The organism is Azospirillum sp. UENF 111221 (genome assembly GCF_058780625.1).
The window spans coordinates 22,813-38,083 of the sequence record NZ_JBSNCH010000006.1 but is presented as its reverse complement, the minus strand read 5'-3'; the positions used below and the strand labels follow the sequence as shown (position 1 = coordinate 38,083).

The 15,271-nt window shown below is 62.8% G+C and carries 11 protein-coding genes and 1 pseudogene; 4 read left to right on the top strand and 8 right to left on the bottom strand.

What is annotated here, in order from left to right; translation table 11 throughout:
• Nucleotides 1–787, bottom strand: a 787-nt coding sequence (locus tag ACWPN3_RS28585; RefSeq protein ID WP_492261918.1) for a hypothetical protein, incomplete at its 3' end; no start/stop codon positions are given.
• 1,104 nt (nt 788–1,891) lie between these two features.
• On the opposite strand from ACWPN3_RS28585, the gene ACWPN3_RS28580 reads away from it, so the two are divergent.
• Nucleotides 1,892–3,475: a MobA/MobL family protein gene (locus tag ACWPN3_RS28580; protein ID WP_395459869.1), complete on the top strand. Its 1,584-nt coding sequence runs from the start codon at nt 1,892–1,894 to the stop codon at nt 3,473–3,475.
• Nucleotides 3,476–3,647: 172 nt separating this feature from the next.
• On the opposite strand, the gene ACWPN3_RS28575 is transcribed toward ACWPN3_RS28580, so the two are convergent.
• On the bottom strand, nt 3,648–3,821 hold the full coding sequence (locus ACWPN3_RS28575; RefSeq protein WP_395459868.1) for a hypothetical protein: 174 nt from the start codon (nt 3,819–3,821) through the stop codon (nt 3,648–3,650).
• 506 nt (nt 3,822–4,327) lie between these two features.
• On the opposite strand from ACWPN3_RS28575, the gene ACWPN3_RS28570 reads away from it, so the two are divergent.
• Together ACWPN3_RS28570 and ACWPN3_RS28565 are read left to right on the top strand one after the other, a co-directional pair.
• Nucleotides 4,328–5,230 (top strand): replication protein RepA, encoded by a 903-nt coding sequence (locus ACWPN3_RS28570; RefSeq protein WP_492243198.1) that lies wholly within the window; start codon nt 4,328–4,330, stop codon nt 5,228–5,230.
• Between the two features lie 1,178 nt (nt 5,231–6,408).
• Nucleotides 6,409–6,639 carry a hypothetical protein gene (locus ACWPN3_RS28565; protein ID WP_395459866.1) on the top strand — a complete coding sequence of 77 codons (231 nt, stop codon included), beginning with the start codon at nt 6,409–6,411 and terminating at the stop codon, nt 6,637–6,639.
• 205 nt (nt 6,640–6,844) lie between these two features.
• On the opposite strand, the gene ACWPN3_RS28560 is transcribed toward ACWPN3_RS28565, so the two are convergent.
• From ACWPN3_RS28560 to ACWPN3_RS28550, 3 genes are all read right to left on the bottom strand, one after another.
• Nucleotides 6,845–7,942, bottom strand: a complete 1,098-nt coding sequence (locus ACWPN3_RS28560; protein ID WP_395459865.1) for a tyrosine-type recombinase/integrase — start codon at nt 7,940–7,942, stop codon at nt 6,845–6,847.
• 614 nt (nt 7,943–8,556) lie between these two features.
• The gene (locus ACWPN3_RS28555) at nt 8,557–9,384 is read right to left on the bottom strand and encodes a hypothetical protein (RefSeq protein WP_492243199.1); all 828 of its coding nucleotides are present in this window, start codon (nt 9,382–9,384) and stop codon (nt 8,557–8,559) included.
• A gap of 521 nt (nt 9,385–9,905) precedes the next feature.
• On the bottom strand, nt 9,906–10,631 hold the full coding sequence (locus tag ACWPN3_RS28550) for a hypothetical protein (protein ID WP_492243200.1): 726 nt from the start codon (nt 10,629–10,631) through the stop codon (nt 9,906–9,908).
• Nucleotides 10,632–11,015: 384 nt separating this feature from the next.
• Here ACWPN3_RS28550 and ACWPN3_RS28545 point away from each other — a divergent pair, with 384 nt between their 5' ends.
• On the top strand, nt 11,016–12,131 hold the full coding sequence (locus ACWPN3_RS28545; protein ID WP_492243201.1) for a DNA sulfur modification protein DndB: 1,116 nt from the start codon (nt 11,016–11,018) through the stop codon (nt 12,129–12,131).
• A gap of 409 nt (nt 12,132–12,540) precedes the next feature.
• Here ACWPN3_RS28545 and ACWPN3_RS28540 read toward each other — a convergent pair.
• From ACWPN3_RS28540 to ACWPN3_RS28530, 3 genes and pseudogenes are all read right to left on the bottom strand, one after another.
• Nucleotides 12,541–12,828 (bottom strand): annotated as a pseudogene (locus tag ACWPN3_RS28540) (IS1595 family transposase); the annotation flags it as partial.
• A gap of 620 nt (nt 12,829–13,448) precedes the next feature.
• Nucleotides 13,449–14,333, bottom strand: coding sequence for an Abi family protein (locus ACWPN3_RS28535; RefSeq protein ID WP_492243202.1), 885 nt, complete (start codon nt 14,331–14,333; stop codon nt 13,449–13,451).
• A gap of 350 nt (nt 14,334–14,683) precedes the next feature.
• Nucleotides 14,684–14,854 (bottom strand): transposase family protein, encoded by a 171-nt coding sequence (locus ACWPN3_RS28530; protein WP_492261919.1) that lies wholly within the window; start codon nt 14,852–14,854, stop codon nt 14,684–14,686.
• Nucleotides 14,855–15,271 lie beyond the last annotated feature (417 nt).

Sequence of the window (15,271 nt, the reverse complement as noted above, 5' to 3'; positions counted from 1 at the left end):
TGCCCCGTTCGGCCATTTCCTGACGAACGGCAGCCAAAGCCCGGACAACCTTCTGTTCCGCCGCCATGCTCTCACGGTCCAGGTTGAGGCGATCACCCCAGATCCTCTTGATGTCCGCGACTTGCGTCAGCTCTTGCCGACGGACCTCCTCGTTGCTGACCGTGAGCAGGTATTCCCGCAACCGCTTCAGGCCATCATGGTCATCCGCTTCTAGGGTCAGCACCGGCAGCGTTGAGTGTGCAGGAGGAGGTGCTGCGGGAGGGGGAACCACCGGTTTCGCGGTTCGCGGCATCTCGGCGGCAGGAGGCTGGACAGGGCCATGGTCGCGCGTGACCGAACGCGATGGTTCCGGCTGGGCGTCGCTCTTCCGGGGAGTGGGGGGAACGCGCGTGAGAGACACCTCCTGGACCTTCCCCAACTCGATCGTCAGTTCCGCGCAGTCGGACCCGGAACCCCCAAACGTGGAAAACCGGAAAAAGCGCCGGAAGCGACGTTTCGTTTCTCGCTGGATCGCGATAAGCGCGTTACTGATGCGGATGGCGTTGTGTTCGAATATATAGCCGTGCCTTGCCAACAAATCGGCTTGTGCCGTTCCTTCATGATACTTTATGAGGAGATCCTCATTGCAATCCTTCAGATTTATTGGGATGTATTTTTTGGATTCGATTTCTTCTTCCGTGACCCGGATCAAATATATGATTTTCTCCATCTCACTCCTCATTCGCGGAAAAAAGCGGAAAGCGCTTTCTTCCGCGAAAGGAAGAATCGGGAGTAACAACTTGGTCAACCGAATTCCGATGAACAAAAAGTCAAGTCTTGACTTTTTCGCGATTCTGTGCTATGCCCGTAACCAGCAATTCAGTAAGGCATAGCACAGACTGACGCAGAAAATTTTCTGCTCTTCTTGGCTTTCCTTTCAACATTGATGCTCCTAGGGCAGCCGAGAGCGGAATTTCGGGACAGTCTGTCCCCCGAGTTGCCCATGAAGGCGATGGTCGGAGGAGCCACCCTGACGCAATCCAAGGAACGCCGATGCTCCTGCTGAATGCAGGAGGCTTCCAGTCGCTTCATTGTCTGGATGCTGGCCATGCGCCGACGCCGTCCGCCTCCTTCCGTCCGATCTGCCGAACTCTCTACCGTAAGCGCCGCAAATTGCGGATTGCCCAAGGGCCGACGACCCGATGGCTGACGTCTGCCCGGAAGCGGCATCGGCCTGGCGCGCAGTCCGGCTTGAGATCTTGCGTGTCGGAGCAGGCGATCGACCAAACCGTGGGACGGTCTCGCCGGTTCAAGAAGGTCCCGGTTCCATCGTGCGCGCCTGGGCCGCGCCGCACGGAACAGCCGCTCCAAAAGCGCCGGGGATCCCGCCGCTGACGAACGCACCGGCAGCGCACGGCCGCGTTCCGGCTTTCTGTCCGCGCCACCACGTGGTCGACCATCGGCCCGCCAAGACGCCGTGTGCGTCGACGGAACGCATCCCGATCTGTTGGGCGGTGGTCCCTGCGCGGGACAGGCACCCGCGCCGCGGCGTCTGCGCGCGGGCGCGCCACCGGCGCGCGCCGGGACCAGCAAGGGCGCGCGGTAGCGCGCGTGCATCCGAGACGCGCGCCGGGCGTGCCGCGCGATGACGTCTCGGAGGTGGCCATGCGCTGTGGACTGAGCCGTGAGACTGAGCCTCGTCCATGAAAGCTGCGCGCGTCAGCATCCGGCGCGCGCAGCCCTCCGCCACGGCCGCGCGCGCCGTGGGCTTTGGCTCCCGATCGCTGCTGGAATTGCATGCGATTTCGGTATAGCCTACCCCAACAGACAGTTATCCATGCCCAAATACCTTTTTGATGAAAAAGTAATTGGGCATGGATCACTGCGAAAACGGTCAAGGGTGGAGGAGCGCATGCCCGCGCGCGCCGAAGAGGACTGGCAGGTTGGCCGCTACCGCGAGGTCGCCGCGCGCGCGCCGAAAGCCTCCGGTCGCGTCGGCCGAGGCGGCCGGACCTTCCACGCGCGCGTCACCTCGATCACCCATGCCAATGGTGGCGCGCGGCGCGCGGCCGGCGGGCTCGACTATGACGCGCGTGTCGAGCGCCACCGCAGCCGCGCCGACGAGCTGGAGAGTGAAGGGGGCCAGGGGCGCGCCGAGATGCGCGCGGCACTCGACGCCTGCGCCGATGCGACCACGCGCAAGAACGGGGTGGTCGCCCGGCGCGTCATCGCCGAGCTCCCTTGCGAGATGGACGCCGCCGCCCGCCGCGCGGTGGCTGAACGCATCGCCGCCTGGTTCGAGCAGGCCGGGCATCCCGCTCATTGGGCGGTGCACGCGCGCAACGGCAAGGGCGAGTATCAGCCCCACCTCCACATGACCGTCGCCGCGCGCCACTGCAGCCGGCGCGCCGATGGCGCCTGGGAGGCCGCGCCGGCCGGGCGTTCCGGAGTGAAGGGCGGCGGTGGCGCGCGTCCGGTCCTCGCCGGCCCGGCGGCGCTGCGCGCCTGGCGCCGCGAGGTGGTGGCCGCCGCCATCAACGCGGTGGCGGAGGAGCGCGGCATCCAGCTCGCCGCGGCGTGGCATGGCGGCCGCCTCGCCGAAACCGGCATCGATCGTCCGGCCAAGCGCCGGCGGCCCGAGGTGGCGTTGCGCGCGCCCGACCGGGCACGCGCCAGCGACCACGGTCTGGGCTTGGCCAACAGGATGGCCGAGAGCGAGGCCGATGCGGTTCGCCAAGCCCGCGAGGCCCATGTCGCCGAGCAGCGGCGCTGCGCCGCCGGTGCGGCGGCCGCCGCGCGGCATGTCGCTCTGGCGATGGATGTCGCGGCGGTCCGCGCCGGCCGCGGCCGGGTGTCGGCGGCCCGGATGAAGCCGATCCTCGATCAGCTCCTGGTGTGGAAGGACCGCGCGGAGCGGCTGCGCGTCACCATCGCCGAGGAGCGCGCGCGCACCAACGCGCCGCCGCCCAGTCCAAAGCAGCGCCAGACCGCCACCGACCTGGCAACGCAGTTGGAGGTGGAGTTGCCGGACGGCTGGGACGTGACCGCCGGCGCCGCAGGCGCCGCGGTCCGGCTGCTGATGGTACTGCGACAGGCCCGCCGGGTGGCGCACGCCGACAAACAGGCCCGTGCCATGGCGGAACAGGAGCGCGATCGGGCGCGCCAGGAGGCTGCCGCGGCCTGGGCCCGCCCGCCCCTGGTGCGGGAGGTGGTGCGGGAGGTCGAGCGCACGGGCGTCGCCCTCGATGGGAAGCCGGCCACCCCGGATCAGCTCATTGCCCGGTTGCTGGACGATGAGGACACCATCCGCCGCCAGAAACGGGAGTTGGACGTCCTGCGGCAGCGGCCGGACCCGGCGGATCTGCAACAGCTTGCCGGTCTGCTCCAGTATTTGAGGAAGACCCCCAACGCGAAAGGCGCATGGACCGCGGAGTGGGTGAAGAGCAGCGCCGAGCAGCTCCTGGCATCGACGCGGTACCGCGGGATCGAGATGTGATCCTGCGGTGGTTGAGGCGCCGGAGCGGGGCGCGAAGATCCGCTGTTGGTTTGGCGGTCATTGCGCCGGAGCCGAGGCGCTTCACCGCTCTTTGAAGGGAGAGGAGCGGTGACGTCCCCGCTTCACGAGTATCGTTTCCCTTGTCTGCTTGGCCCGCTCATGCGGCCGCGGATCATTGCTCCAGCGCCGCGGCACGGGACACGATGGCCCGCACCGCCCGGAGGGCCGACGCGTTGTCCTGAATGCCGGTGAACAGCCGGCGCAGCTCGACGACCGCCGCCCACTCACCGGCTCTTTGGTAGGCGGCCAGCACCGCGGCGGTCTCCGCCTCGGAGATGATGAACATGACGAAGCAGACGCCTTTCCAGGTGCGAGGGGGCGGAGCGGGGGCGGCGACATCAACAGACGGATCTGTACCATGTCGCGGTGACGCCGGGGGCTGCATCCATTCGTGACCATTGCTCATCGCGAGTTTGCCGTTGATGTACCGACAGCGTTCCCGCCTCCCTCGAGGAGGGGCAAGCCATCAATCCGGAGGCGGTGATCGGTCCGACGATGGCCACCGCCGTCCATTCTCCGATTCGCCAGGCAAGGGCGGGAACAGGTATTCCGGCGGCATCCACGCCGCGCTCCCGCTCCCCCGCTTATCCACAGCCTGGCGCTTTGTCCCGTGGGGTTGGGGCACGGATCCGTGGGGTTGGGACACGCGGAGCCGGGTTATCCCGTGGGGTTGGAACACAAAGCAACTAATAGAGAATCTACTATCTGCAACTGGCTTCGTGCCCTAACCCCACACTTGACGCAGAGTATCCGGAGCCGTCACCGTGTGTCGCCATGGGTGAATTACACGACGTGATCATCGCCGGCGGCCGGGAGGCTGCCCTTTCCAGCGCCGACGCCAATCTTGTCGACATCGCGGCAGAAGTTCTTGGCGATGAGCGGGGCACCCATGGCTACACATATTCGGGTTTGTGTTTGACCGCTCTCCCCCATCGCCGGATTCCCGACGATCAGGCGTGGGAACGTGTGGGACACAAGATGCGGCTGGTCGTGGAGCCTGGTCGGCTGCAGATCGGCGATCACCTCCGGCTGTTCGGTGTGCCCTATGACGCCCGAGCCCGGATGATCCTGATCTATCTCATCACTCAGGCCGTCAGGACGAACAGCCGGGAGATCGCCCTCGGGCGGTCGATGCGGGCATGGCTGGAGGCCATGGGGGTATCGGTCGGCGGCGAGACGGCAAAGGCTTTCCGGGAGCAGGCGATGCGGATCGCTGCCTGCTCCATGAAGTTCTTCTGGGAAACTGAGGGTGGTGCTTCCGGCTTCGATAAAGGCGGTGTCGTCCGCCGTGGCCTGATCTTCGACGGCACCGACGACAGACCCCTGCCGCGCCTGTTCGACGAAGCGGTGATCCTCGACGAGGTGTTCTATCACACCGCCCGGCAGCATCCGGTCCCACTGCTCGACGCCGCGGTCCGGCATCTGCGGGACCGCTCCATGTCCCTCGACATCTATGTTTGGCTCGCCTACCGGCTGCATGCCTTGGCCAAGCCGATGCCGGTGTCGTGGACCGCTCTCCATGCGCAGTTCGGTGGCGGCTTCAAGGAGCCCAGGTTTTTCCGCCGGCCCTTTGTCGAGGCTCTGACGGTGGCACTGGCAGCCTATCCCGATGCGCGGGTCGAGATCGCAGAGAGCGGTGTTGGGGTGATCCTGCATCCGTCGCGGCCACCGATTGGCAAGCTGCTGGACTGCTGATCCCTCTTCTCAGCCAGATTCTCCGTCAGGGAGAGACGCGGTGCCCGGATAAGAGTCCGCATCTAACTCATGCTTATGCCCTCGGCTGTGCCTGCGCTGAGGCGTGTTGAGTCTGCGCGCACCTCTCCGTCATCATTGTAGGCGCGCGGTCGCTGAAGACTTGCGCGCTCGACAGGCAGAGGCGCGCACAGCGCGCGCACTCCGTGCCACCGGCGCGCGCGCCGCGCGCCAGCTCGGGATCGACGCGCGCGCGGTCCGGCGCGCGCGTGTCCTAACCCCACAACAGCTCGTTGGCGCGCGCGCCATGGTGCGCGCCGGCGCTGCGCGCAGCGCGCGCGCAGTCCGCGCCACCGGTGCGCGCGCCGCGCGCCAACTCGGGAGCGGCGCGCGCGGTCTGGCGCGCGCGTGCCCTAACCCCACAACAGGTCGCTGGCGCGCGCGCCATGGTGCGCGCCGGCGCTGCGCGCAGCGCGCGCGCACTCCGCGCCACCGGTGCGCGCGCGCCGCGCGCCAGTTCAGGATCGAAGCGCGCGCGGTCTGGCGCGCGCGTGCCCTAACCCCACAACAGCTCGTCGGCGCGCGCGCCGTGGTGCGCGCCGGCGCTGCGCGCAGCATGCGCGCAGTCCGCGCCACCAATGTGTGCGCGCCGCGCGCCAGCTCGGGATCGGAGCGCGCGCGGTCCGGCGCGCGCGTGCCCTAACCCCACAACAGCTCGTCGGCGCGCGCGCGCCATGGTGCGCGCCGGCGCTGCGCACAGCACGCGCGCAGTCCGCGCCACCGGTGCGCGCGCCGCGCGCCAGCTCGGGATCGGAGCGCGCGCGGTCCGGCGCGCGCGTGTCCTAACCCCACAACAGGTCGTTGGCGCGCGCGCCATGGTGCGCGCCGGCGCTGCGTGCAGCACGCGCGCACTCTGCGCCACCGGCGTGCGCGCGCCGCGCGCCAGCTCGGGATCGAAGCGCGCGCGGTCCGGCGCGCGCCAGCCGCTCCTTCGAGAGCAAAGTGCGCGCGGCGTCGTGCAAGCGAGATTGTTCGACCTATTCAATAAGAGGGACCATGCCGAATCCTCTGAAACGCACTGCATCAAACAATCATCTGCTCAAATATGCGCGATTGCATGGGCACTCGCTGGTGACCCTGGTCATATGATAGAGCCAGCCGGAACTTGTGGAGGTGCCGGCATGCCAACGACAACGACCTGGACGACACGCCACGCGGTGACGCGGATGCACGGGTGCGATCTGGCGGTGGCCTGGCGCGGGCCGGATCTGTGGAGCTGGACCGTCACCGTTGCTGGAGAGCAGGTCCGCTCCGGGAGTGCCCGGACGATGGCCGGCGCTCAGGACGCTGCGGTGCGTGCCGCGAAAGCCCACACGGACGATGGTGGGCGCATCCAGCTGCCACTGTTCTGATAGAATACAGGTACTTTTTGCAATAAGGGAGTAGAAGGACAGATTCTGTGGTGCTGTTCACAGGTCTTTAACGTGGAGAGCCCTATGGTCATCTCAGGTTCTCATCCTCCCCGAACCAAAATCTGAAGGCCGCACCTGCTTGGGTGCGGCCTTTTTCTTCGGTAACTCTGGCCGTCTGCCGCGCCGTCGTCGCACCTCCTCCCTCCTACAGCAGGTCGGCGGCCGGGTTCTGGTGGACGGCGCCGGTCTGGAAGTAGCGGGCGGCGATGCGGTGGCTCTTGTGGCCGGAGAGCTGCATCAACAGGTCGAGCGGGATGCCATCGCGCCCGCCGGTGGTGAGGAAGCCGGAGCGTAGGGAATGCGCGGCATAGGCGGCCGGATCCAGCCCGGCGGCCCGGGCGGCGCGCTTTACCACCTCGGCCACCACCCGCCCATCCAGTGCCTTCGCTCCTCCATCTTCTCCCCGCCGCCGCACCACCCGGCCGCGCCGCGACAGCTCACGGAACAGCGGTCCGTCGGTGATGCCCTGATCGGCGAGCAGCCGCAGCCAGCGGCGCAGCGCGTCGGCGGCGGCGCGTTTCACCGGCACGTCGGTGCCGGCGCCCTGCTGGTCGGTCTTCGAGCGCCGGATCCGAAGGGTGAAGTCGCGTCCGGCCGCGGTGACGTCGGCGAGGCGCAGCGCCACCAGCTCGGAGCGCCGGCGGCCGCCGCTGGCGAAGGCGACGGCGAGGAGGGCGCGGTCGCGCAGGCCGCGGGCGTCGTCCGGCAGCGCATCGAGCATCGGCCCGAGCACCTCGTCGCGGGTGGCGGCCCGCTTGGCCCGCGGGGTGATGCCGCGGGCGGCCAGGGCGCGGCGGGCTTGGCGCAGCAGGTCGCGCACGCCGGGATGCAGGGTGGGGCTGGGCAGGCCGCGGGCGCGGTGCAGGGCGGCCAGGGTGGCCAGCCGCCGTTCGGTGGTGGCCAGGCCGAGGGGACCCGGCCGGCGCTTCACCCCGGCGGCGACCAGGGCGGCGTCGACGGCGGGTGGCAGGCTGATGCCGTCGCCGGTCAGGTCGACATGGTCGAGGACGAAGGTCACCACCGCCTCGGCCGGCAGCGGCAGGACGGCTGGGTCGGTCAGATCGAGGCCGAGCCGCCGCTCGGCCCAGGCGGTGAGATAGCGGGTGTCGCTGCGCTGGGCCCGCGCGGTGTTGGCGGCGGTGGCCTCGGCGCGCAGCCGGCGCAGCCGCTCGGCGGCATCAGCGTCGAGGGCGATCGCCGGTGCCGGGGCGGTGTGCGGGGGCAGCGGAGCGGGAAGCGGCACGGGCGGTCTCTCGGCGCGGGTTGGACGGGCGCGACAGGGTTGCCGAGGGGGGCGGCGGCGTCAAGCCGACGATCACCGACAAGAGACCGTTATCGGTGATTGTTGGGGTGATGAGGGCGGATGGCCGGTGGTCGCGCCGGAGTGGGGGGTAAGGCGAACGCCGAAGCCGAAAGGGGCGAACTGTGATCCAACCCCTCTGGTCCCGTGCTCCTCCAGCCCTCCAGCTTGCGGCTGTCTCCCGTTATGCTGTCGGGCGCCAGCCTCGGCGGACCAAGGACGGCGGGATCAGGAGGAGAACGCGATAGGTGTTCGCCAAACAACGCAAGGGGAGAACGAGTTAAGAACACTGGCCTGGGTGTCCTGTCTGCTATCCCGTCCGGAATCAATATGTCTGGAAGACCGTCAAAAGTGTGAATTTCCGGACAGTTTCTAAACTAGCCGCCAAAGGTCGGTTTCCCGGACTGCCGCGCGGGAACCCAACAAACAAGCCATCTTTCCGGTTCAGTTCACGCTTCCCGTTGTTTGGCGAACACCTATCGCGCTCTCCCTTCTACAACCGTTGCCCAGAAGTTCATTTATGGAATTTGTTTCTTCTATAACAAGTCAGATTATCTCTACTCTAATACCCACCCATTATCAGACTGAACTAGTCTAACCTTTGTCGCGACCTCCCTACTATGAGTTTTCTGATAATTCTCAAGGTTGTGTCCATCTTGATGGAAATATGCATAAAGCACCCCTCCAACAGCAATTATGGGGCATTCCTTATCAAAAGCCCTTTGAATTTTATTGTAGCCCTCGCTCCTCGCCTGCGACGCTTCGCTCTCAGCACGCGATTTAGCTTTTATGTACTCCATATAGTCGTTTCTGATCTTCCCGTAGGATCTTTGGCACGATCTGTCGTGCTCTTCAATTTTCTTAGAGTTCTCAAGCTGTTCAGCATCTTTCTCAGCAATTATCCGAGACAAGTCTCGTGATTCTGGGTTGTTATAGCCCGCTTTGATCTGCTGAAACACCAAATCTGAACGTTCTTTGCTGATCCTATCATGAGCGCTCACAAACGCATCATTCTCAGTATTGCATTTTTCTTTTTCTTTTATATACTTCTCCTCCGCCTCAATGACCTTATCGAAAGAATTTTTATTGAGATCAAGAATAGCTCGGGCGTTCTCCTCAGCAATACGGGAAAGATCATTAATTTCTTTGTTGGGAGTAAGAATGAGATTGTATTTCACTTCGACTATATGGCTGCCATCCTTTTGAGCAAAGCCATTAAATTTTTTAAAATCCGCGACAGATAGAAGCTTGCACGACGCGTAATATTTCTTAGAAATATTATTCAGAACGGTGCCGTCAGACGGTGTTGCTTCAGTGCAACCAACCATAGTAACCGATGCGCTAACCAGCACAAATTTCTTAAGAGATAACATTCTGCGGATCATCGCAAAACTCCAAAAGCACGATTTCATACTCTTCGATTACCACTTACGGTCGCCACGTTAAAGAGAAAAGGAGTCCAACTGTATTCGGTCAAATTGGCGATAACCGCGATGCAACCTTTTTCGGGGTTACTACACGAAAGTGACCTCCGACTTTGCGCATTTTGGGACTGCCGTCTCGCTTAGGAGCCGGCTCACAAGTCCAGCAATGGTGCGGATGATGGGAGGTTACGGCGCGCAGCAGGCGATGTCGACGAGCCGCCGGAGGAAGGGCGGCGGTGCTCTGAGCATGTCGAGGACAGCGCGATAGGTGTCAGCTAAACAACGCCAAGCGATCATTATCGATGGTCGTTTCTAGCATCCCGCCAACCGGCCGCCGGCGGTTTGACGGGATTGGCAGGTTGCTCGGAACGCTGGACCCGCGAGAGGCGGGTGGAGATCGAACCCCTCTGGTCCCGTGTTCCTCCACCTCTTCATAATTTTAAATGCCCGCGATGGGCTTACCTAGGTTTCCGGTTCCGTTGCTACTCGGCCCCCGTCTCCCGCAGACGGCGGTCGAGCCGCGCCATGCGCTCGGCCAGATAGGCTTCCGCCGTCGGATATGCCGGCGCCGGCAAGCGGGCGATCGCCGGTGGCGGGAGCACGGGCACCGAGGGCGGCGCCAAGCACTCGTTTAGTGATCGGTATTGCCGGGAGCCTTGGACCCACACGTCACCGGCGCGCAACCGGTCGCGCAGTTCGAAGAGGACGCACAGTTCATAGAAGCGGCGGTTGAAGCCTTTCCCATCGACAACGACGTGGCGGCGCCACCGTCGGGAGACGAGCGTGATGGGGGCCGTGGTCGGGACCGACCGGCGGGGGTGGGCCGCGAGGTCCCGCAACTGGTCGAGCGCCGTCAGGAGCGGCCGCACGAACGGCGCCCCCTCGAAGGTGAAGCACGCCAGCAAGCGTGGGCCAATGTGGCGGAAGACAGCGTAGTCCGGGTCGAGGTTGGCGATCAAATCGACGGGCTCCGGTCGCAGGAGTTGGCGCAACTGTTGGGCCGACAGGGCCAGTTCCTCCCAAGACTGCATCGCGATCAGCGCGGCATGGGCGTCCTTGCCGTCGTGATGCGCCACGGCGCCGGCATCGAGAGCATCAGCAAGCCGATCAAGCCGTTCCTTGCCGGCCTGTTCCAGGCTGGCTGTCCGTTCCGCCCCACGCTTTTCCGAGCGGCGCCATGCGCGGCCGACAAGGCCCTGTGACCACATGGCTGTGCAGAATGGCCAAAGTCGCCAGGGCCGGACTGTGCCCCTTGATGCCTACCGAAAGTTGACCAGCCGGTTCATTCTCGGCGGCTTTCCATAAAAGCTAATGCGCAGGTAGGCCATTTTGCCGCCTACCTGCACGCGAAAAACCAATCGACTACTCAGGATAGAGCTGCTCTGACCTGTTGGCAGAGCTCGATAGCGCTTGGTGGAGAGCTCCATAACGATTTGTGGAGAGTTCGCGGAAAAATTTGGAGAGCTCCCAAAATTTATTGAAAGAGCTGTTGACGAAATTTCGAGGAGCTAGTACCACTTCCGTCACGAGCTGCTATCCAAAAATGAGCGATCCTCGCTCAAGGTGCAAGCCAGCTCTAATGGAGAAGAAGCATGTATGTTCACGTTCCCGCGATGCGCGGCAAGCTCGGCAGCCGCACCTATTACGCCTGCCTGATGCCGCTGAGCGCTGTCCCCAATCTGTTCAAGTTCACTGACTGGCGCGGCTTCACCCCGGAAGATCGGGAGCAGCGCGTCCTCAACGAGAAGCGCGTTCCTGATCTGCGCGACTACATCCTTGAGAATGAGGATGACTACGTCTTCTCGTCGATCACGGCGTCTTACAAGACGGAGCCGGTCTTCGAGCCGGTCGGTGGCCAGGACATCGGAGTGATCAAGCTGAAGCTTGGCGATGAGCTGATCATCAACGACGGCCAGCACCGTTGTGCCGGCATCGCGGCGGCAATCAAAGAGAACCCCGACTTGCAGGACCACACAATCTCTGTGCTTCTCTTCCCCTGGGAGAGCAAGGATCGGGTCCAACAGATGTTCTCCGACCTGAACCGCTTCGTGCAGAAGACATCCAAGTCCCTGGACATCTTGTACGACAAGCGGGACAAGGCCTCGATGGCAACGATTGGCTTCATTGATCAGGTTCCTGTCTTTAAAGAACTGACCGAGAAGGAGGATGTGTCCCTCAAGTCCCGGTCGCCCAAGATCTTCACCCTCGCCGCGCTGTACGACGCCAATAGGGAACTCCTGAAGGGCCACGAGGATCAAGGCCTCGTTGAGAACATCGCTCTCCTCAAAGAGTTCTGGTCCGAAGTCACTAAGCACATGCCCGACTGGATGAAGGTGTTCTCTGGACAGAAGCTGGCAGTGGAGTTCCGCGCTGAGCGCCTGTCCTCACACTCGACGGTCCTCCGGGCTCTGGGCAGCATCGGGGCCGAACTAATGAAGGAGGGCGACGACTGGCCGGCTCGTCTCGGGGGGCTTGCCAAGATCGACTGGTCGAAGAAGAACCAGGAGTGGGACAACATCTGCATTGTCGCAAACTCCGTGGTTTCCAACCGCCAAGCCCGCGCCGCCACCAAGGCTTTCCTCAAGGCGAAGCTGGGAATGAACCTCACCGATGCGGACAAAAAGCTCCTGGCCGAGAAGCAGTTCGTAGTCCAGCTGAGTGAAGAGCTGGGAGACATTCTTCAGCCTCTGGAGGCCCCCCATGTCTAACAAGGACCTCCTTAAGCCCGGCGAAAAGGCTCCGCGTTCCGGTCAATACGAGATCACCGGCCCACGTGGTGGCGGTACCGGCATCGAACGGACGGTAGTACGCAACGAGCCGCTGCCACCGCCCATGGAGCGGGGTCAAAAGTACCGGCTGACAAATCCCACAAGGCACGGTGGCAAAAAGCCTTAGTCACTTTCTCGGCCCAAACCAGACGCCCCGGCTCCCTAAGAGCCGGGGCGTCTGCTTGGAAATCTGGGCTGGCTTTTATAGAAAGCCGCTGAGAGTGAACCGGCTGGTCAACTCCCGGTGGGTGTCGGCTTGTTACCTTCTGAACAGCTTAGGATCTACGCCAAATTAAGTGCGCTGTTTAGAGAGCATGCGATAGGTGTTCGTCAAACAACGCCGCCATTATCAACCAAAGACAGCTACGGCCGAGCGGATGCTGATCCCGCCATCCTTGGTCCGCCGGAGTTGGCGCCCAACAGCATAACGGAAGACCGCCGGAAGCTGGAGCGCTGGGGGAACACGGGACCAGAGGGTTTGGATCACCGTCCGCCCTTTGCGGGTCCGGCGTTGGGCCTGACCTGCCACCGTGCGCTGTGCCCAGCGGAAGCCGATCTCGCCAAAATACAGGTCAGCATGGTCGGGGCTGATGTGATGGAAGACGCCGGCGATCGTGCGCCAGACACGATCGTTGAAGAGGACAGCGTGATATGTGTTCGCGGAACATCGCCAAGGATGAACTGAACCGGAACGGTGGCTTGCCTCCTGCCTCTCAGTCCAGCCATCCGCGAAACTGGATCTTTGGAGCCACCTCGGAAATTGGCCGTAAACACCCGCTTTCCACGGGTTTCCGGACATCTTGAATGCCGGACGGGGTGACAGACAGGAAGGCAGGCCCCGGTGTTCTCAGCTTGTTCTGTTTTCCCGTTGTTTGGCGAACACCTATCGCGCTCTCCTCAGAAACGCTGTTTTCTGTTGCCGGAAGCTCCGGCCACGCACAGTCTTTGCTCGGCAAGAGCCGAGTTCGCAAGGTCCATGCCACCCGGCAACGTCCTGAAAGGCGAAAAGAGAAACGCCGTTCAATCTTGCGAGAGCAGTGCCCATGAGGGGCGAAGGAGAAACCCGGCCCGCCGGGGACTTCTATCTCTGCTTTCGAACCCGCTTCGTGGGCAGGCAGAATTTAGGCAAAAAAGAACCCGCCCTGGTGCGCCGTTCTTATGAGAGGCGTGGCGGGTGTTGTTGATATTCAAATATGGCATAAAGCGTGGCCTGTCAACCTGAACCGAATGGGTAAATCGCACCTCCTTCGATTTTTCTCAGAGCCACGCAGCTCGGGATTGCCACCCGACCGGGAATCCCAGGGAGGCCGGACCTATGTGGCGGCATGATCCCAGCAGCGTCTCCAGATCGTCGCGCCAGGTCGAGTCGGACTGGACCCTCCTCAACAGCAGCCACGCTGCCGTGGCCCGGGCGTAGAAGGTATCGCCTGGGGTGAATTCCGCGGCGTAGGCACGGGCAGGCTTTGGAGGAAACTTCTTCAGTCGCACGTTCCAAACCTGACCGTGATGGGCACAGACATTCCGGAGCACTGTCAAAGAGTGGAACCAAGAGACAACAATCTGCTCGTCAAAACCAAATGGCTGAGCAACGCGCTTTCGATCATCTGCGACTAAAGCTTCAAACAGGCGAGAAAGTGTTCCGAGTGTCAGGCGCTCCATAACAACCCAAGCCGGCGGAAGTTCAGGACCACTAGTATATTTACTATAATAGTGTTCTATTGCGACCCATCTCTTTTTATTTTCCGATCCTGCTTCGTGAACGATTTTGTTCATCGTGCCTGCGTAATCAGAAAATTTCAGGAATCGATCCTTATCCATGAACCAATGCGGATCGTGCTCAATTCCCAACTCGTTCGCTAGCGATGCTCGGAGCGCGACCTCCAGGCGTTCAACAGCATCCATCACGAGCAGACGCAGGCGCCGGTCGAACTCGTAAAGTTCCAGAATATGGCTGAACGTCGTTCCAGTCCAAAAGCGCTTCTGCGGCGTCTGGAAGTGCCGCATATAGATCAGCAGCCTGAAATGGCCGATGGTCCTCAACGCCTGGATAGCCTTGTCTCTGTTGTCGATTCGTAACCCACGTTGCCAATACCGGTGGAGGTGCTGTTCTGGCGTCAACGCCAGTTTCGTGTAGAACGTCATCGCGCGTTCAGTCCTTACCCTGATTTCCGGTACCACCCCTGTAACCGCACGCCTGGGCTGCCGGAAAATTGATCTGCTGATCAGGGATTACAATTTTCTACCACGTTTGATCAAGTGGCCGATAATATGACGGGATCAACAAGAGCTCTTGGGAGCGCCCCAGGAAGTCGCAGAAATGTTTGGGGTTACGCAGCTGCGGTTCCGCTGGATCGATAATGCCCGCATTTTGGACTGCTCGGACGCTAGCCAGAAAAATTAAGCATATTCAATGGTTTGCTGCTTAGCGTATGATATCGCCCGTCATGCCCCAAGTTCCGGCTCTGTCTCCTTACCGTAGTTTCTCGCCCGTCCTATGAAGTGACCCCCTCATAAAGCCCCGGCCGAGACCGTCGTCCTATGTCGCGCCCGGCCAGGGTGATCGAACGCCGCGAGCCGCAGGCCGGACAGAGCCGTCCTTTCGGCCACACCATCGCCTCAACCAACCGGCGACACCGCGCCTCGTCGTGGAATGCTTCGGTCATCTCGGCCACGGTCCGAATGGCCGTCAGCTCTTCGAGCACCGATCCCATCGTCCCCCCGTGCTTGATGGCTGAAAGTCGCACGTAAACGCTGGAAGAGCTACGTCTTACTGTGTTTGGTTGATAATGGCGAACAACGCTAAGGTAGAACTGAACCGGAACGGTGGCCTGCCTCCTGGTCCCCAGACCGACTTTCCGGCAAACCGACGTTTGACAGCCAGTTCGGAAACTGTCCGGAAACATCCTCTTTCGACGGGTTTCCGGACATCTTGAATGCCGGACGGAATAACGGACAAGACGGCCTGCGCCGGTGTTCTCAGGCTGTTCCACCTTCACGTTGTTTGCCTAACACCTAGCGCGCTCTCCTCGTGATGGTCCCATCCAAACTCTGGGGTCCATCGGATGGATGCTCGGCAGGCT

Excerpts from the sequence above, each read along its gene's own strand:
- ACWPN3_RS28580 (WP_395459869.1), top strand. The coding sequence starts at position 1,892 with ATGCCCGCGCGCGCCGAAGAGGACTGGCAGGTTGGCCGCTACCGCGAG.
- ACWPN3_RS28575 (WP_395459868.1), bottom strand. The coding sequence starts at position 3,821 with ATGTTCATCATCTCCGAGGCGGAGACCGCCGCGGTGCTGGCCGCCTAC.
- ACWPN3_RS28565 (WP_395459866.1), top strand. The coding sequence starts at position 6,409 with ATGCCAACGACAACGACCTGGACGACACGCCACGCGGTGACGCGGATG.
- ACWPN3_RS28555 (WP_492243199.1), bottom strand. The coding sequence starts at position 9,384 with ATGATCCGCAGAATGTTATCTCTTAAGAAATTTGTGCTGGTTAGCGCA.
- ACWPN3_RS28550 (WP_492243200.1), bottom strand. The coding sequence starts at position 10,631 with ATGTGGTCACAGGGCCTTGTCGGCCGCGCATGGCGCCGCTCGGAAAAG.
- ACWPN3_RS28545 (WP_492243201.1), top strand. The coding sequence starts at position 11,016 with ATGTATGTTCACGTTCCCGCGATGCGCGGCAAGCTCGGCAGCCGCACC.
- ACWPN3_RS28535 (WP_492243202.1), bottom strand. The coding sequence starts at position 14,333 with ATGACGTTCTACACGAAACTGGCGTTGACGCCAGAACAGCACCTCCAC.
- ACWPN3_RS28530 (WP_492261919.1), bottom strand. The coding sequence starts at position 14,854 with ATGACCGAAGCATTCCACGACGAGGCGCGGTGTCGCCGGTTGGTTGAG.